This window comes from Halochromatium sp. NSM3 (assembly GCF_059621085.1).
Window position 1 is genome coordinate 20,846 of record NZ_JCAQIA010000020.1, and the last position, 14,036, is coordinate 34,881.

15 protein-coding genes are annotated in these 14,036 nt (G+C 63.9%); 6 read left to right on the forward strand and 9 right to left on the reverse strand.

Annotated features, from left to right (window positions below; genetic code table 11):
- Positions 1 to 12 precede the first annotated feature (12 nt).
- The 4 genes from AC54T3_RS10065 to AC54T3_RS10080 form a co-directional block, all read right to left on the reverse strand.
- Positions 13 to 1,410, reverse strand: coding sequence for a TIGR03013 family XrtA/PEP-CTERM system glycosyltransferase (locus AC54T3_RS10065; RefSeq protein WP_496624407.1), 1,398 nt, complete (start codon positions 1,408 to 1,410; stop codon positions 13 to 15).
- 180 nt (positions 1,411 to 1,590) lie between these two features.
- A complete protein-coding gene (locus AC54T3_RS10070; protein ID WP_496624408.1) occupies positions 1,591 to 1,938 on the reverse strand; it encodes an HPF/RaiA family ribosome-associated protein in 348 nt (115 codons plus the stop codon).
- A gap of 473 nt (positions 1,939 to 2,411) precedes the next feature.
- Complete coding sequence (gene lpxD, locus AC54T3_RS10075; RefSeq protein ID WP_496624410.1) at positions 2,412 to 3,605, reverse strand: UDP-3-O-(3-hydroxymyristoyl)glucosamine N-acyltransferase; 1,194 nt, start codon at positions 3,603 to 3,605, stop codon at positions 2,412 to 2,414.
- Entirely contained in the window at positions 3,602 to 4,156 is a 555-nt protein-coding gene (locus AC54T3_RS10080) for a hypothetical protein (protein ID WP_496624412.1), read from the reverse strand. The genes lpxD and AC54T3_RS10080 overlap by 4 nt, the downstream gene beginning before the upstream one ends.
- Before the next feature lie 198 nt (positions 4,157 to 4,354).
- Between AC54T3_RS10080 and alaC the strand changes: the two genes are divergently transcribed.
- From alaC to AC54T3_RS10095, 3 genes are all read left to right on the forward strand, one after another.
- Entirely contained in the window at positions 4,355 to 5,569 is a 1,215-nt protein-coding gene (gene alaC, locus AC54T3_RS10085; protein ID WP_496624413.1) for an alanine transaminase, read from the forward strand.
- Between the two features lie 44 nt (positions 5,570 to 5,613).
- Positions 5,614 to 6,930 (forward strand): homoserine dehydrogenase, encoded by a 1,317-nt coding sequence (locus tag AC54T3_RS10090; protein WP_496624414.1) that lies wholly within the window; start codon positions 5,614 to 5,616, stop codon positions 6,928 to 6,930.
- Positions 6,931 to 7,022: 92 nt separating this feature from the next.
- Positions 7,023 to 7,262 (forward strand): BolA family protein, encoded by a 240-nt coding sequence (locus AC54T3_RS10095; protein ID WP_496624415.1) that lies wholly within the window; start codon positions 7,023 to 7,025, stop codon positions 7,260 to 7,262.
- A 110-nt stretch (positions 7,263 to 7,372) separates the two neighbouring features.
- Here AC54T3_RS10095 and phoR read toward each other — a convergent pair whose 3' ends face one another.
- Both phoR and phoB read right to left on the reverse strand, forming a co-directional pair.
- A complete protein-coding gene (gene phoR / locus AC54T3_RS10100; RefSeq protein ID WP_496624457.1) occupies positions 7,373 to 8,686 on the reverse strand; it encodes a phosphate regulon sensor histidine kinase PhoR in 1,314 nt (437 codons plus the stop codon).
- Between the two features lie 38 nt (positions 8,687 to 8,724).
- Positions 8,725 to 9,405 (reverse strand): phosphate regulon transcriptional regulator PhoB, encoded by a 681-nt coding sequence (phoB, locus tag AC54T3_RS10105; RefSeq protein ID WP_496624416.1) that lies wholly within the window; start codon positions 9,403 to 9,405, stop codon positions 8,725 to 8,727.
- A gap of 165 nt (positions 9,406 to 9,570) precedes the next feature.
- Between phoB and AC54T3_RS10110 the strand changes: the two genes are divergently transcribed.
- The gene (locus AC54T3_RS10110) at positions 9,571 to 10,170 is read left to right on the forward strand and encodes an NUDIX hydrolase (protein ID WP_496624459.1); all 600 of its coding nucleotides are present in this window, start codon (positions 9,571 to 9,573) and stop codon (positions 10,168 to 10,170) included.
- 83 nt (positions 10,171 to 10,253) lie between these two features.
- On the opposite strand, the gene AC54T3_RS10115 is transcribed toward AC54T3_RS10110, so the two are convergent.
- Positions 10,254 to 11,300 carry a M14 family metallopeptidase gene (locus AC54T3_RS10115; RefSeq protein ID WP_496624417.1) on the reverse strand — a complete coding sequence of 349 codons (1,047 nt, stop codon included), beginning with the start codon at positions 11,298 to 11,300 and terminating at the stop codon, positions 10,254 to 10,256.
- A 179-nt stretch (positions 11,301 to 11,479) separates the two neighbouring features.
- Here AC54T3_RS10115 and AC54T3_RS10120 point away from each other — a divergent pair, with 179 nt between their 5' ends.
- Positions 11,480 to 12,064, forward strand: coding sequence for an NnrU family protein (locus AC54T3_RS10120; RefSeq protein WP_496624418.1), 585 nt, complete (start codon positions 11,480 to 11,482; stop codon positions 12,062 to 12,064).
- A gap of 70 nt (positions 12,065 to 12,134) precedes the next feature.
- On the opposite strand, the gene AC54T3_RS10125 is transcribed toward AC54T3_RS10120, so the two are convergent.
- Positions 12,135 to 12,470 carry a nitrous oxide-stimulated promoter family protein gene (locus tag AC54T3_RS10125; RefSeq protein WP_496624419.1) on the reverse strand — a complete coding sequence of 112 codons (336 nt, stop codon included), beginning with the start codon at positions 12,468 to 12,470 and terminating at the stop codon, positions 12,135 to 12,137.
- Between the two features lie 195 nt (positions 12,471 to 12,665).
- On the opposite strand from AC54T3_RS10125, the gene AC54T3_RS10130 reads away from it, so the two are divergent.
- Positions 12,666 to 12,833, forward strand: coding sequence for a hypothetical protein (locus tag AC54T3_RS10130; RefSeq protein ID WP_201245973.1), 168 nt, complete (start codon positions 12,666 to 12,668; stop codon positions 12,831 to 12,833).
- 67 nt (positions 12,834 to 12,900) lie between these two features.
- Here AC54T3_RS10130 and AC54T3_RS10135 read toward each other — a convergent pair whose 3' ends face one another.
- Entirely contained in the window at positions 12,901 to 14,022 is a 1,122-nt protein-coding gene (locus AC54T3_RS10135) for an ABC transporter ATP-binding protein (RefSeq protein WP_496624420.1), read from the reverse strand.
- Positions 14,023 to 14,036 lie beyond the last annotated feature (14 nt).

Genomic DNA, 14,036 nt, shown 5'->3' on the forward strand with positions numbered 1-14,036 from the left:
GGGGCGGACTCGCTAGCGGGCGCCGCGCCCGAACAGTACCACCCTGACCGTTTCGAGGATGATGAGGATGTCCAGGAACAGGGTGTGGTTCTTGACGTAGTAGAGGTCGTACTGGAGCTTTTCCTTAGCGTCCTGGACCGAGGCGCCATAGGGATAGCGCACCTGTGCCCAGCCGCTGATGCCGGGGCGGATGCTGTGCCGGGCCAGGAAATAGGGGATCTGCTTGCTGAGCTGCTCGACGAAGATGGGCCGTTCCGGGCGCGGGCCGATGAAGGACATCTCGCCCTTGAGCACATTGAAGATCTGCGGCAGCTCGTCGATGCGCAATTTGCGGATCACGCGTCCGACCCGGGTGATGCGATCGTCGTTGCCGGCCGCCCAGCGCGGCTGTCCGTCCTTTTCCGCATCCGGGCGCATGCTGCGGAACTTACAGATCTCGAACGGCTTGTTGCCGAGGCCGACGCGGGTCTGCCAATACAGGATCGTCCCTGGACCCTCGAATTTGATGGCGATGATCGTGAGCAGCATCACGGGCAAGGTCACGAGGAGCAGCACCAGGCTCAGGAGGATATCGAACACGCGCTTGACAACGTTACCGAACCAGCTCTGGCGAAAGCCACTGCCGAAGATGAGCCAACTGCTGTTCATCGAGTCCAACTGCAGGCGCTGATGCTCGCGCTCGAAGAAGGAGGAGATATCGGTCACGGTGATGCCCTGCAGCTTGCACTCCAGCAGCTCCTTGATGGGCAAGCTGTTGCGCCGCTCGCGGATGGCGACGACGATTTCCTCGATCTTGATGCTGCGCGCGAGCGTGAGCAGGGTTTGGCCCTGTTTCAGATGGATCGCGCGATTCGCGGGAACCTCGGTCGAGTCCGCCGACTCGATGGCGACGAACGCGAGGATCTTGTATGGATTATGCGCGTTGGCGTGGGTGCTCGCGGTTTCCAGCGTCATCGCGCGACTGCCCGAACCGAGCACCAGGATGCGCCGCGCGAAGGCGTCGGAGCGGCTGATGCGGCGATAGATCAGGCGCTCGGTGGCGAGCACGATGAAGACCAGGCCGATGCCGATGGCGAAGGCCTTGGTGGCCGGTAACCTGAGCGGAAGCCTGGGGCCGATGAATGCGATCGCGGCCAGGGTCAGCAGCAGGGCGGCTGCGATGCGCAGCATATCGTCGAGCCCCTCGCTGCCGGCCTGGGCGCGGGCTTCGCGATCGTAGAGCCCCATGGTCTCCATGATAAAGACCATGGTGATCGCGAGCGCCAGGTTCAGGCCGAACACTGAGCCCGGATCGTCGGGCACCCGAACAAGCGTGATCAGGGCCAATTGCAGGCTGGAGACGATGAGTAGGGCCTCGACGCCTGCCAGGACGAGTGTTTGGCGCGAGATATGATGCCCGAAGAGTCGCAAGGTCTTACCCTCATCCTGTCTATGACGTTGGAGATGCCATTGCGTAAGTCTACGCTGTGAACTCGGTCACAACCAGAGATTACGCACCATGGGAGGGCTTGACATGCGCTGTGCTCAATAGGCTTGGTCCCAGACGGCGACAAAGTCGCGCACGAACTGCTCCTAATCTGGTGATCGATATCAGGTGCTAGCCGCTGGTAGGCCAGTTTGAGCCATCGCCCGCTGCTGGATGCGACGGGCACCGAGCCGACGTAGCTTGGATTTCAGGCTGGTAAAGGCGGACTTGATGGATTCCTCGGCCTTTTTCTGGGCCTCGCGGACGATGATCTGCTGTCGCTCCGGGGAGGTGACGACCAGCTCGAAGCGGACGCGATGTCCGTTGAGTTGATCGAATTCTTCGGCAATGCGGGCCTGAATCTCATAATCGCGGCCGGGAAAACTGTGTTGGATCGCTTGTGCGTGCTGATTGATCAGCCGCGTGATGCGGTTGTCCAAAGCGAGAAAATCTCCAGAAATACGAACGCTCATTCACTACCTCGTGAGATGGAACCACGCCTGTGCGGGCGACCCGGATGAATCGTCTTCGTGGTGACCGAGCCATGTGGTCCATGTGATCGCCAGCACAGGAGTCGCCGAGACGGCCTTAGGCTCCAGTCGGGTCGTCTGGATTGATCGTCGGCGGGTGATGGTGCATTGCTGGACCGTTCGCGTCTTTTGGGCACAACTTGCCGCGACGTCTGGCTGATCTTGGGTTTAAGCATCGGCTCCCGCGCTGGCCACAATGGCGGACGAATCGCCGGTTCAGCGGTCGAATCGAGTCATTGGACTGTTGCGATGCCTGAGATTTCACTCGCTGCATCCATCCTTGTGGAGCCGGTACCGCGAAAGGGGTGGTGCGGTGGCGCTTAAGAACCTCTCCATAGTGGAGCGCGACCATAGCATAAACCATCCATCGCGAGCGAACTTTCCAGGCTCCTCTGTACTCGAACCCGTTGAGCTTCCTAGAAGCGCTCTGACTCCTTGTCGTGTTCCCCGCCTCTGGCGGGGTTTTTTTGTCCGCGCGCTTGGTGCTCGCGCACGGTCCGCTCCAATGCCGACAAGCGTTGTTGCAAGGCGGCGAGTTCCGCTCCCCAACCCTTGAGGGTCTTGCCGAGCGCAGGCAAGCGGGCGAGGGCGGCGAGTTCGCGCAGCGTTTGCTGCATCGGCCGTGCCGGGGTGCCGAAGACGGTCGCGCCGGCGGGGACATCCTTGGTCACGCCGGATTGGCCGCCGATGCGCGCGCCGGCGCCGATCTCGAGGTGATCCGAGATCGCGACCTGGCCGGCGACGACGGTGCCGGTCCCGAGCCGGCTGCTGCCGGCGACGCCGGACTGGCTGACCAGGATAACGTGGGCGCCGATCTCGGTGTTGTGCGCGATCTGCACCAGGTTGTCGATCTTGGTCCCGCAACGAATGCGGGTCTCGCCCAACGTGGCGCGATCGACACAGGCGTTGCAGCCAATGTCGACCTCGTCCTCGATCATGACCCGCCCGAGCTGTGGAATCTTGCGATGTGCGTTGCCGTCCCACTCGAAGCCGAACCCATCGCCACCGATCACGCAGCCGGAATGGAGGATGCACCGGCTGCCAATCTCGGTGTCGCGCTGGATGGTGACATTGGCTTCGATGATGCACTCGGCGCCGAGCTGGACCCGGCACTCGAGGACGCTGCCGGCGCCGATCACCGAGCCTGGGCCGATGCTGACCTCAGCGCCGATCACGGCGTTAGGGCCGATGGCCACATCCTCGGCAAGCCGGGCGCTGGGATCGACCACGGCGCTGGGGTGGATACCGGCGGCGCTGGGTTTCGGGACGAAGCGCTCGGCGATGTGAAAGAAGCGCGCCCGAGGCTCGGTGGTGCGCAGCAGCAGGGGGCCGGCGACCTGCGGAAAATCCTCGGGGACGATCACCGCGCCGGCGCGACTCGCACCCACCGTCTCGGCCTGATCGGCGCGCTCGGCGAAGCAGAGATCGCTCGGCCCGGCGAGGGCGAGGGTATTGACCCCGGTCAAGCCGGTGATTGCCGCTTCGTGTGAGGTCGATGCCGTGCCCGCCCCGGCCGGGGCGAGCGGAGGTGGTATCTCGAGCAGGTCGCGGATCTGGTTCAAGTCGAGGACCATGGTGGTGTCCCTTGGCGTCGCGCCCGTGCGGCTCATTCGAACAGATCCCGGAAGGCCTTGGCGAAGCGCTTGTAGGCGTCCCAGCCATCCTTGTCCATGACCTGATCGATGATCCAGCGGTTTTCGTCTTCCCGCCCCATCAGTTGTTGGATCTCGAAGCCGAGATGGCGCAGGAACGGGTAGGTAGGGCCGTCGTCATCGAGCTGGAAGTCAGCATACTCCTCGGAGCGGGCATTGAGCCGCTGTAGGAACGGCGAGCCGTAGTCGCCCGGGCCGAGCAGGTCTTGGCTGTTGTCCTGCACATGCTCGACGAGTTTCTTGGCAAAGGCCGTGATTAGTTCGCGGCGTTGCCCGTCGTCGAGCAGGCCATGACTGAGGCGGTCGGCGATCTGAATCAGGAACACCAGATATTCCTGAATCACCTCCAGGCGCTGCGCATCGTCGCGGTAGACGAAGCGCTCGCAATGCAGCGAGATCGCCTTGTCGATCGCGATGCGCCAGGCGATGAAAGCCAGGGCGCCGCCGATCTCGCCGAGCGAGCGTTGGTTCTCATCATTCCACCAGTGACTCTTGATGCGTAGCGCCATGCCTGATTCCCGGTTCTATCGACTGTATTTCTGAGTATTTTACTGAGTAAGTTCGGCGCTTGCCCAAGCAAGGCAAGCTCGGAGCAGCGCTTCGGTCCCTTGCGTCGTCCCTTGCGTCACCCCCTGCGGCCCGTTCGACGCAGGTCGCTTTTGATCCGCTCGGGTCGGCGGTACACTCTGCAGCTGTTTTCCCTTCTCATGCCAGAGGTCTCCGTGGTCGCCCCGCAGCCGAGTTTTCGCCGTATCGAGCGGCTTCCGCCCTATGTCTTCAATATTGTCAACGAGTTGAAGGCCGCAGCCCGAGCGCGGGGTGAAGACATCATCGACTTCGGCATGGGCAATCCGGACCAGCCCACGCCGCAGCATATCGTCGACAAGCTGGTCGAGGCCGCGCAGCGACGCGATACGCATCGTTATTCGGTCTCGCGTGGCATCCCGCGCCTGCGCCGGGCGATCGCGCGCTGGTACCTGGATCGCTTCGATGTCGAGCTGGACCCCGATAGCGAGGCGATTGTGACGATTGGCTCGAAGGAAGGGCTGGCGCACCTGGCGCTGGCGACCATGGGCGCGGGCGATACGGTGCTGGTGCCAAACCCGGCCTATCCGATCCATCCCTATGGCTTCATCATCGCCGGCGCCGATGTGCGCCATGTCCAATTGACGCCCGAGGTCGATTTCTTCGAGGAGCTGCGCCGGTCGATTCTCGACTCCTGGCCGCGGCCGAAGATGCTGGTGCTGAATTTCCCCGGCAACCCGACCACGCAGTGCGTCGAGCTGCCGTTCTTCGAGCAGGTGGTCGAGATCGCGCGCGAACACGGTATCTGGGTGGTCCACGACATCGCCTACGCGGACATCGTCTTCGATGGCTACAAGGCGCCGTCGATCCTGCAGGTGCCGGGGGCCAAGGATATCGCGGTCGAGTTCTTCTCGATGTCGAAGAGCTACAACATGCCGGGTTGGCGCATTGGCTTCATGTGTGGCAATCCGCAGCTGATCGCGGCCTTGGCGCGGATCAAGTCATACCTGGACTATGGCACCTTTACGCCGATCCAGGTCGCGGCCATCCATGCCTTGGAGTCGCCGCAGGACTGCGTCGCCGAGATCCGCGACATGTACCAGGGCCGCCGTGACTGCCTCTGCGACGGGCTCACTGATGCCGGCTGGCCGGTCGAGCGCCCGAAGGCGACCATGTTCGTCTGGGCACGCATCCCCGAGCCCTATCGTGAGATGGGCTCGCTCGAGTTCTCGAAAAAGCTGCTGCGTGATGCCAAGGTGGCGGTCTCGCCCGGGGTTGGCTTTGGCGATTACGGCGACGACCATGTGCGCTTCAGTTTGATCGAGAACGAGCATCGCACCCGTCAGGCGGTGCGCGGCATCAAGCAGATGTTCCGTGAGGATGCGCGGGCGGGGTAGTCTGCGGTATTGCCGTGGGCAGCGTTTAGAACTGAGGAGAACTTATGGAACCGGTCAAGATCGGTCTGCTGGGCTTGGGGACCGTTGGTGGTGGCAGTGTCACCGTCCTGACGCGTAACGCCGATGAGATCGCGCGCCGCGCCGGACGTGCCATTCAAATCACGCACGCCGCCGCGCGCCAGTACAATCCGGAGCGCATCAAGGGGTTGGATCGGATCGGGCGCATTAGCGACGATGCCTTCGCCGTCGTCGATGATCCCGAGGTCGATATCGTCATCGAGCTGATCGGCGGCTATTCGCCGGCGCGTGAGCTGGTGCTGAAGGCGATCGAGAACGGCAAGCATGTGGTCACCGCCAACAAGGCGCTGATCGCGCTGCATGGCAACGAGATCTTCGCCGCCGCCCAGGCCAAGGGCGTGATGGTCGCGTTCGAGGCGGCAGTCGCCGGCGGTATCCCGATCATCAAGGCGGTGCGCGAGGGGCTGGCGGCGAACCGCATCGAGTGGATCGCCGGCATCATCAATGGCACCGGCAACTTCATCCTCAGCGAGATGCGCGACAAGGGGCGGGCGTTTGCCGAGGTGCTTGCCGAGGCGCAGGCGCTCGGGTACGCCGAGGCCGATCCGACCTTCGATGTCGAGGGGATCGATGCCGCGCATAAATTGACCATCCTCGGCTCGCTGGCGTTCGGGATTCCGCTGCAGTTCGACAAGACCTTCACCGAGGGGATCTCGCAGATCGAGCCGCAGGATGTCGCCTTTGCCGCCGAATTGGGCTATCGCATCAAACATCTCGGCATCACCCGGCGGACCGAGGCCGGCATCGAGATGCGCGTGCACCCGACCCTGATCCCGCACCGGCGACTGATCGCCAATGTCGATGGGGTGATGAACGCGGTCCTGGTCATGGGCGACGCGGTTGGGCCCACGCTCTATTACGGCGCCGGGGCGGGCGCGTTGCCGACCGCCTCGGCGGTGGTGGCCGACGTGGTCGATCTGGTGCGCGCGTTGACCACTGATCCGACCAACCGCGTGCCGCATCTGGCGTTTCAACCCGATGAACTCACCGATACCCCGGTACTGCCAATCGAGGCGGTCGAGACCGCGTACTATCTGCGCATCACCGCGCTGGATCGGCCCGGCGTCATGGCCGCCATCGCTGGTATCCTGAGCGAGGAGGGCATCAGCATCGAGGCAATCAAGCAAAAGGAGCCGGCAGCGGGGGAGACCATGGTGCCCCTAATCCTGCTCACCCATCGCATCAAGGAGGCAGCGATGAACCGCGCCATCGCGCGCATCGAAGCCTTCGATGGCAGCGTCGGCGAGGTGGTGCGCATCCGCATGGAGAGCCTCGAGGGTTGATCGCGCTTGGGCGAGCACGATCACAGCCCAACATTGCTGACACCAGACAGCATCGGGCCGCCTGGCCCACCAATCAGCGAGTAGTCAAGACGATGGAAACCGAAGCAGTCGAACAACTGATCCGCACTGGCCTTCCGGAAGCCAAGGTCAGGGTCACCGGCGATGGGAGTCATTTCGAGGCCGTGGTGGTCAGTTCGGCCTTCGCCGGCCTTACCCCGATCAAGAAGCAGCGCTTGGTCATGGATACGGTGCGCGAGCAGATCGCCTCTGGCGAACTCCATGCCTTGTCGATCAAGACCCTGACCCCCGAGCAGCAGTCAGCTTCGACCTAGGAAGCTATCTGAAATCGGAATCGTGGTGCCTAAGTTCCGTGCTTAAATGGCTTCTGGGGCGCCTAATGCAGCTTATTTCCAGACTCTTTCCAAGGAGCTGACTGGCGGCCTCAGGCGGAGGCGCCCAGCGCCGATGGTGCTGCGGCCTGGATGTGGTGCTCGAGCTGGGAGGCGGTCAGCGCGTTGCCGGGCGGGAAATGGCAGGTGAAGGTGGTGCCCTGACCTGGCTCACTCGCCACCGCCAGGCGCGCGTCGTGGCGACTCAAGACATGCTTGACGATCGCCAAACCAAGCCCGGTGCCACCCGAGGCGCGGGAACGCGCCTTGTCCACCCGATAGAAGCGCTCGGTCAGGCGCGGAATATGCTCTGGCTCGATCCCTGGACCATCGTCCTCGACTAGGAAGATCGGTCCGCTGGCGGTGTCTGTCCAGACCAACTGGATGTGGCTGCCGGGCGGCGTATGCTTCACCGCATTGAAGAGGAGGTTGGAGAAGGCGCTACGCAGCTCGCTATCCTTACCGAGCAGCATCAGCTCGCTGTCGATATCGATACTGAACTGGTGGCGCCCGCCGCTGAGCGCCGAGGCGTCGGCGATGATCTGCTCCAGCTCGCAGGGGACATCGACCGGGGCGATATCCAGCACATGCTCGTCCATCTCCAGCCGTGACAGGGTCAGCAGATCCTCGATGATACAGCGCATGCGCTCGGCTTGATGTTGCATCAGATTGAGCGGCCGGCGATGGTTGGAGGGGGTCTGTGCCGAATCGGCCAGCGTTTCCAGGAAGCCAGTGATCACCGTCAACGGGGTGCGCAGCTCGTGCGAAGCGTTGGCGACGAAGTCGCGCCGGATCAGGTTCAGGTGGAAGATCTTGGTGATATCGCGCCCGACCACCAGGCGTTGCTTCTTGCGCTCGCCGAAGGGGGCAACGCGAATGCTGAGCATGATCGAGCGGTTATGGGCGGGGGCCACCTCGAGCGGGCGGGCGTACTCGCCCGCGTTGATGTAGTCGGCCAACTCTGGATGCTCGAAGACCTCGAACAAGGCATTGCCTTCGTCGCGCGGCCAAGACAGGTCCATCAGCACCTGCGCGGCCGGGTTGGCCCATTCGATGCGACGGTTCTTGTCCAGCACCACCAAGGCATCGGGCACCGAGTTGGCGGCTTCGCGAAAACGCCGGAAGAAGCGCACTTGGCGCTTGCGTCCCTTGCGACCGCGTTGCTGGTATTGGCCGATGGCGCGATAGATGTCGCCCCAGATGCCTTTCGGGAAGGGCGGAACCAGGCGATGCTGGCGGCGAATCAGGCGCGCTAGCCGCCCCAGATGCCAGGCATGCCGGACCAGCAGCAGGCATAGCATCAAGAGCACGGCCTCGGCCCAGCCAAGGCCGAGGGTGATCAACGCCACCGCAGCGAGCGCGGCCACGATGATCAATCCCAGCTCGTAAGCGGGTCCGCGTCGCATCATTTGTCCGAGAAGCGGTAGCCGACACCACGGACCGTTTGCAGCAGGTGCTCGTGCCCGGTCTTCTCGAGCGCCTTGCGCAGGCGACGGACATGCACGTCGACGGTGCGCTCCTCGACATAGACCTGGTCGCCCCAGACCTGATCGAGCAGTTGCGAGCGGTTGAAGGCGCGATCGGCATGGGTCATAAAGAAGTGCAGCAGGCGATATTCGGTCGGCGCGATGTCGATCGCGATGCCATTGGCGCTGACGCGGTGGCTGACATTGTCGATGGTGAGACCGCCGATCTCGGTCTGATCGCGGACCTCATCGGGCTTGCTGCGCCGCAACACGGCGTTGACCCGCGCCACCATCTCGCGCGGCGAGAAGGGCTTGGTGATGTAGTCATCGGCGCCCGTATCCAGCCCCTTGACGCGGTCTTCTTCCTCGCCGCGCGCACTGACCATGATGATCGGCATGTTGCGCGTCTTTGGACTGTGCTTGAGCTGGGCCGCGAGTTCGAGGCCGGAGCGGCCTGGCAGCATCCAGTCGAGCAGCACCAGCTCGGGTTGCTCGGCGAGTAGCTTGCGGGCCTCGTCGGCGTGACCCGCCTCAAGGACGCGAAAACCGCCTTCTTCGAGCGCGAAGCGTATGACCTCGCGAATATCGGGCTCATCATCGACGATCATGACGGTGGGCATGGGTGGATTCCAGCAGGATTGATGCTTAAGGATGCAACGCATTCTATGTCGATGCGATGACAGTCTCGTGACTGCGGCAGGCTGATTGGCGCCGTTTGGTCTTTACCTGGAGCCAACGGCTGGTAATATTCTGAATCCTTGGATGCTTTGCTTCTTTAGGATCAGATATTGAGCGCTGACGAACCGACCGATCACAGGGCTGACAAGAGCCGACGCCAGGTGTTTCAAGGCAAGATCATCAATGTCGGGGTGGAGCACGTTCGCCTCCCCAATGGGCGTCATGTCGATCTCGAGGTCGTGCGCCACCCGGGCGGGGCGGCGGCGGTGGCGATCGACGACCGCCGCCGCGTTTGCCTGCTCAGGCAGTTCCGTCATGTCGCCGGGGGCTGGCTGTGGGAGCTGCCGGCCGGCAAGCTCGATCCCGGTGAAGGACCGGCGACAACCGCCGAGCGGGAACTCGCCGAGGAAGCGGGGTTGATGGCGGCGACCTGGGACTCGCTCGGTCGCCTGCACAGCTCGCCGGGCGTCCTTGCCGAAGTGATCCATCTGTTCCTCGCGCGTGGGCTGAGCGAGGTCAATCTCGGGCACGATGTCGACGAGGTCATCGAGGTGCACTGGGTCGCGCTCGATCAGGTGCTCGATTGGTGTCTCAACGGCACCATCACCGATGCCAAAACCCTGGTCGGCCTCTATCGTGCGGCGGACTTCCTGCGCCATGGCAGCGATGCGCCCGTCGATGGTCCGGTGGCGGTTGTCGCCGAGTAAGCGCGTGGAGTTGGCGGCTCTCGGGACGGCTATCGGGGATTCTCGAGAGGCTCTCGGGGGGGGGCGCCTCGCAGGGGGCCGACTCAGTGGCGAGGCGGTACATGCTGGTTGTAGCGCTCCATCAGATAACAGAGACAATCTTGTCGGATCACCGTGGCGTCGGCGGTCAGCATTGAGGGCATCGCCGGCACCTGGAGTGTCAACTCGTCTTGCTCGATGCGGAAGAACTGATCGGTCACATTGCGGCCGTGCTCGTCGCGCACCTCGAGGCGCGCCCCTGGGCGCGCTTGCGCAAAGGCGGTGCCGGCGGGTAGCTCGCGAAAGTTGAAGCGCTCGAGTTCCGGTGACAGCACCAACTGCGCCTCGTGCGGTGGAAAGCCAAAGCTGACCTGTTCCGGGATCGTCACCCGCGCGACGGTGTGGAAGAGATCGAGATCCTGCGCCGGAAGGGCGTGGTCGGGCAGCTCGCACAGATGCAGGCAAGCATCGATGAATTCGCGCGCGTGCTCGACGCCGCGACGATCGCCCACCCGCCCGCATTCGAGCGTCACCGCCGGGCAGAGTCGCGCCATGGCCTGCGACTGAACGCCGGTGGGTCGCACGAAGTACACCACCGTGCGCGCGAACAGACGCGCCAAGTGCAGGTAGCGGTTGTCGAGGCGATTGACGCAGGCGTAATGCGGATTGCTGCCGGTGTTGTTGTGCAGGTCGATGCTGGCGAACAGTCCGCGCCGCTGCATGATCTCGACCACCTGCGACATCAACGCCTGCGCTGGTGAGGCGGGTTCCTCGGTGCCCGGCCAGACGCGGTTGAAATCGGGCTGATCCGGCAGGTGGCGTGCATTGGCTGCGGCGGCCTGGACGTTGCCGATGAACAGACTCAGCGAGCGCGGCAGGCGCAGGCGTCCGTGGCGCTCGAGACAGTGGCTGAGCAAGAGCCGCACCGCGTCCCAGCCGACCGGCTCGTTACCGTGCATCAACACCGACACGAACAGCGCCGGCTCGCGCTCGCCGGCGAGATGGATCAGCGTCGGGCCCGGCAGCCGCGTGCCGAGGTCGATGCTGTTGAGTTCAAGCAGCCCGTCGGGAAGCTGGTCGAGTTCATGCAGGGTGAGGGGCGTCTCGGTCATGCGTGGACAGATCCTGTCGGTTGCGCGGAATCGGTTGCGCGCGGGTGGCGGCGCAGTACCCGCCCTGGATACGTTACTCTAGCACCGAAGCGAGCCCGGTAAGGGGTTGCCAGCCTCAGTGTCTGGGCTTACCGGGTTGCACCGCAACGGCTCACCTCATCGATACGAGATCTCTTGTTATGCTCTGGCTGATTGTTGGATTGATCCTGTTCCTCGGCGTGCACTCGGTGGCGATCATCGATGCCCAGTGGCGCGATCGCATGGCGACACGGCTCGGACCGGTGGTGTGGAAAGCCGCCTACGGGCTGATCGCGCTGCTCGGCCTGGTGTTGATCGTCAACGGTTATGAGGCGGCGCGCAGCAGCGGCGCGATCCTGCTCTATCAGGCGCCGATCTGGATGCGCCACATCACGCTGCTGCTGATGTTGCCGGTGTTCGTTCTGCTCTTGGCGGCCTACCTGCCGGGCCGCATCCAGCGCGCGACCAAGCATCCGATGCTGTTGGCGGTCAAGCTCTGGGCGTTCGCCCATTTGCTAGCGAACGGCACCCTGGCCGATGTGCTGCTGTTCGGCGGCTTTCTGGCCTGGGCGGTGGCCGATCGCATCTCGCTGAAGCGGCGCACGCCGATTCCGGTGCCCGGCGCGCCCAGCAGCCGATTCAATGATGGGATCGCGCTCGGCGGTGGACTCGTGCTGTATCTGCTGTTCCTGTTCTGGCTGCATCAGGCGCTCTTCGGCGTCGCCCCGCTGGGAACGGTGGGCTGAGCGGCTTGGGCAAAACGCCTGGATAAGTCCGCCACGCGCGGGCCGGGGTCGACAAGGCGCGCCGCGCGTTTCAGCGGGCGCGCCACTCGTCGATCAGGAGCAAGAGGCTCAACAGCGGTTGGCGCCAGCGCAGACGCGGCTCGGCGTAGCGCATCACCGCGAGTAGACGCGGGCGCTGGGTCTTGCTGTAGCAGTCCGTCGCGCACTGATCGCAAGGCTGCTTCAGCTCACCGAACACGCATTGATCGAGCCGCTGATGGGCATAGCGCAGGAGGTCCTCGCACGCCCCGCAGAGCCGGCTTGCCTCGGCGCTGCGGGCATGATGCGCCTGGCAGTAGATGGCGCACATCGCGGCGATGGTGCGCTTCTCGCGCCGGATGCGGCGGCCCCTGTTCGCCGGGCGCATCGCTGCTTTTTTGCTTGACCGCGACGGGGAGCTAGGGCGTTGGACTGGCATCTGCATGGGGCTATTATCGAAAAACCGCACCAAAACGGTTTGATAAATGTCAACTCATCCTGAGTCCGAAGCCCGTCTATACTGAGGGCCGCGTTTCGGCGTGGCTCAGTCCTCCATTCGACACCGATCCTGAAGACAAGCACTATGTTTTGGACCAACGTTTTTCTCGCCGGCTCCTTCGTGGCGATGATCGCGCTCTTCGTCTGGCTGTTTCGCGACGGCGAGGGCCCTTCGCCCGGCCCGGCGATCATGCGCAAACGCGGCCACGACGACGCCGATGAGCCGGCCTCGGAAGACGAGGAGACGCGCTGATCGGAGGCGCTTGCCAGTGCCCTCGCTCGGGAGGCACTCGGCGCCCGAGTGGGCGATCAAGGCCGCGTCAGTCTGGGCCTGGGCCTGCTGAGCCTGAACCTGGACCCGACTCGGCACTCGGGAGAACGACCAGATGCTCGGCCTGCAGCCGGATACCGATGCGCTCGCCGACCTCATGGCGGTGATGGCTCGGCACCAGGCACAGCACCTCGGTGCCGCTATCGAGTTGCAGGGTGTAGAGGAATTCGGCGCCGCGAAATGCACGTTCGACGATCGTGGCCTCGCGCGGGCTGGATTCGTCGTAGAGGATATCGTGCGGACGGATCAACACCTCGACTTCACTACCGGCCTCGAGAAACGGCGACTGTGGCCCCTCGGCACGGCCGAGTTCGGTGCGCAACTGCCCGGAATTCGACACGCTTGCCGGCATCAGGACGCCATGCCCGATGAAATCGGCGATGAAGCGATCCGCCGGTTCGTGATACAGCTCAAAGCCGGTGCCCGATTGGTGCACTGCGCCTTGGTTGAGCACGGCGATCTGATCCGCCATCGCGAAGGCCTCGAACTGATCATGGGTCACCAGGATAGCGGTGATCGCCTCGTGCTTGAGCAGCGTGCGCACCTCGCGCGCGAGTTGCTCGCGCAACTCGGCGTCCATGCTCGAGAACGGCTCATCGAGCAAGAGGATATCCGGGCGCGGCGCCATGGCTCGCGCCAGCGCCACGCGCTGCTGCATCCCGCCCGAGAGTTCGTGCGGATAGAGCTGGGCCGCCTCGCTGAGTTCGACCAGTTCCAGCAGTTCGTCGATGCGGGTTTGGCGGCGCGGCGCGCTGAACGTGCGCAGGCCGAAGCCGATGTTGTCGGCCACCGAGAGATGCGGAAACAGGGCGAAGTCCTGAAACACCATGCCAATATGGCGATGCTCCGGCGCCAGCGTCCAGCCGGGCTCGGAGACGCAATGGCCGCGGATCAGGATGTTGCCCTTGCTCACCGGCTCGAAGCCGGCGATGGCGCGCAACAGCGTGGTCTTGCCGCAGCCGCTGGGGCCGAGCAGACAACCGAGGGTGCCACTCTCGAGCATGAAGTCGACATGGCGCACCACGGTGGTCTCGCCGTAGGCGACATCGACTCCGCGCAGCTCTAAACGCGCCGGCGGGTTGGGGTCTAAGTGATCGAAGCGCTCAGTCATGGGCGGGGCAGGGC

Coding starts and splice junctions, on each gene's coding strand:
- AC54T3_RS10095 (WP_496624415.1), top strand. CDS start 7,023: ATGGAAACCGAAGCAGTCGAACAACTGATCCGCACTGGCCTTCCGGAA.
- AC54T3_RS10115 (WP_496624417.1), bottom strand. CDS start 11,300: ATGACCGAGACGCCCCTCACCCTGCATGAACTCGACCAGCTTCCCGAC.
- alaC (WP_496624413.1), top strand. CDS start 4,355: ATGCCAGAGGTCTCCGTGGTCGCCCCGCAGCCGAGTTTTCGCCGTATC.
- lpxD (WP_496624410.1), bottom strand. CDS start 3,605: ATGAGCCGCACGGGCGCGACGCCAAGGGACACCACCATGGTCCTCGAC.
- AC54T3_RS10080 (WP_496624412.1), bottom strand. CDS start 4,156: ATGGCGCTACGCATCAAGAGTCACTGGTGGAATGATGAGAACCAACGC.
- AC54T3_RS10090 (WP_496624414.1), top strand. CDS start 5,614: ATGGAACCGGTCAAGATCGGTCTGCTGGGCTTGGGGACCGTTGGTGGT.
- AC54T3_RS10070 (WP_496624408.1), bottom strand. CDS start 1,938: ATGAGCGTTCGTATTTCTGGAGATTTTCTCGCTTTGGACAACCGCATC.
- AC54T3_RS10120 (WP_496624418.1), top strand. CDS start 11,480: ATGCTCTGGCTGATTGTTGGATTGATCCTGTTCCTCGGCGTGCACTCG.
- AC54T3_RS10125 (WP_496624419.1), bottom strand. CDS start 12,470: ATGCGCCCGGCGAACAGGGGCCGCCGCATCCGGCGCGAGAAGCGCACC.
- AC54T3_RS10130 (WP_201245973.1), top strand. CDS start 12,666: ATGTTTTGGACCAACGTTTTTCTCGCCGGCTCCTTCGTGGCGATGATC.
- AC54T3_RS10135 (WP_496624420.1), bottom strand. CDS start 14,022: ATGACTGAGCGCTTCGATCACTTAGACCCCAACCCGCCGGCGCGTTTA.
- phoB (WP_496624416.1), bottom strand. CDS start 9,405: ATGCCCACCGTCATGATCGTCGATGATGAGCCCGATATTCGCGAGGTC.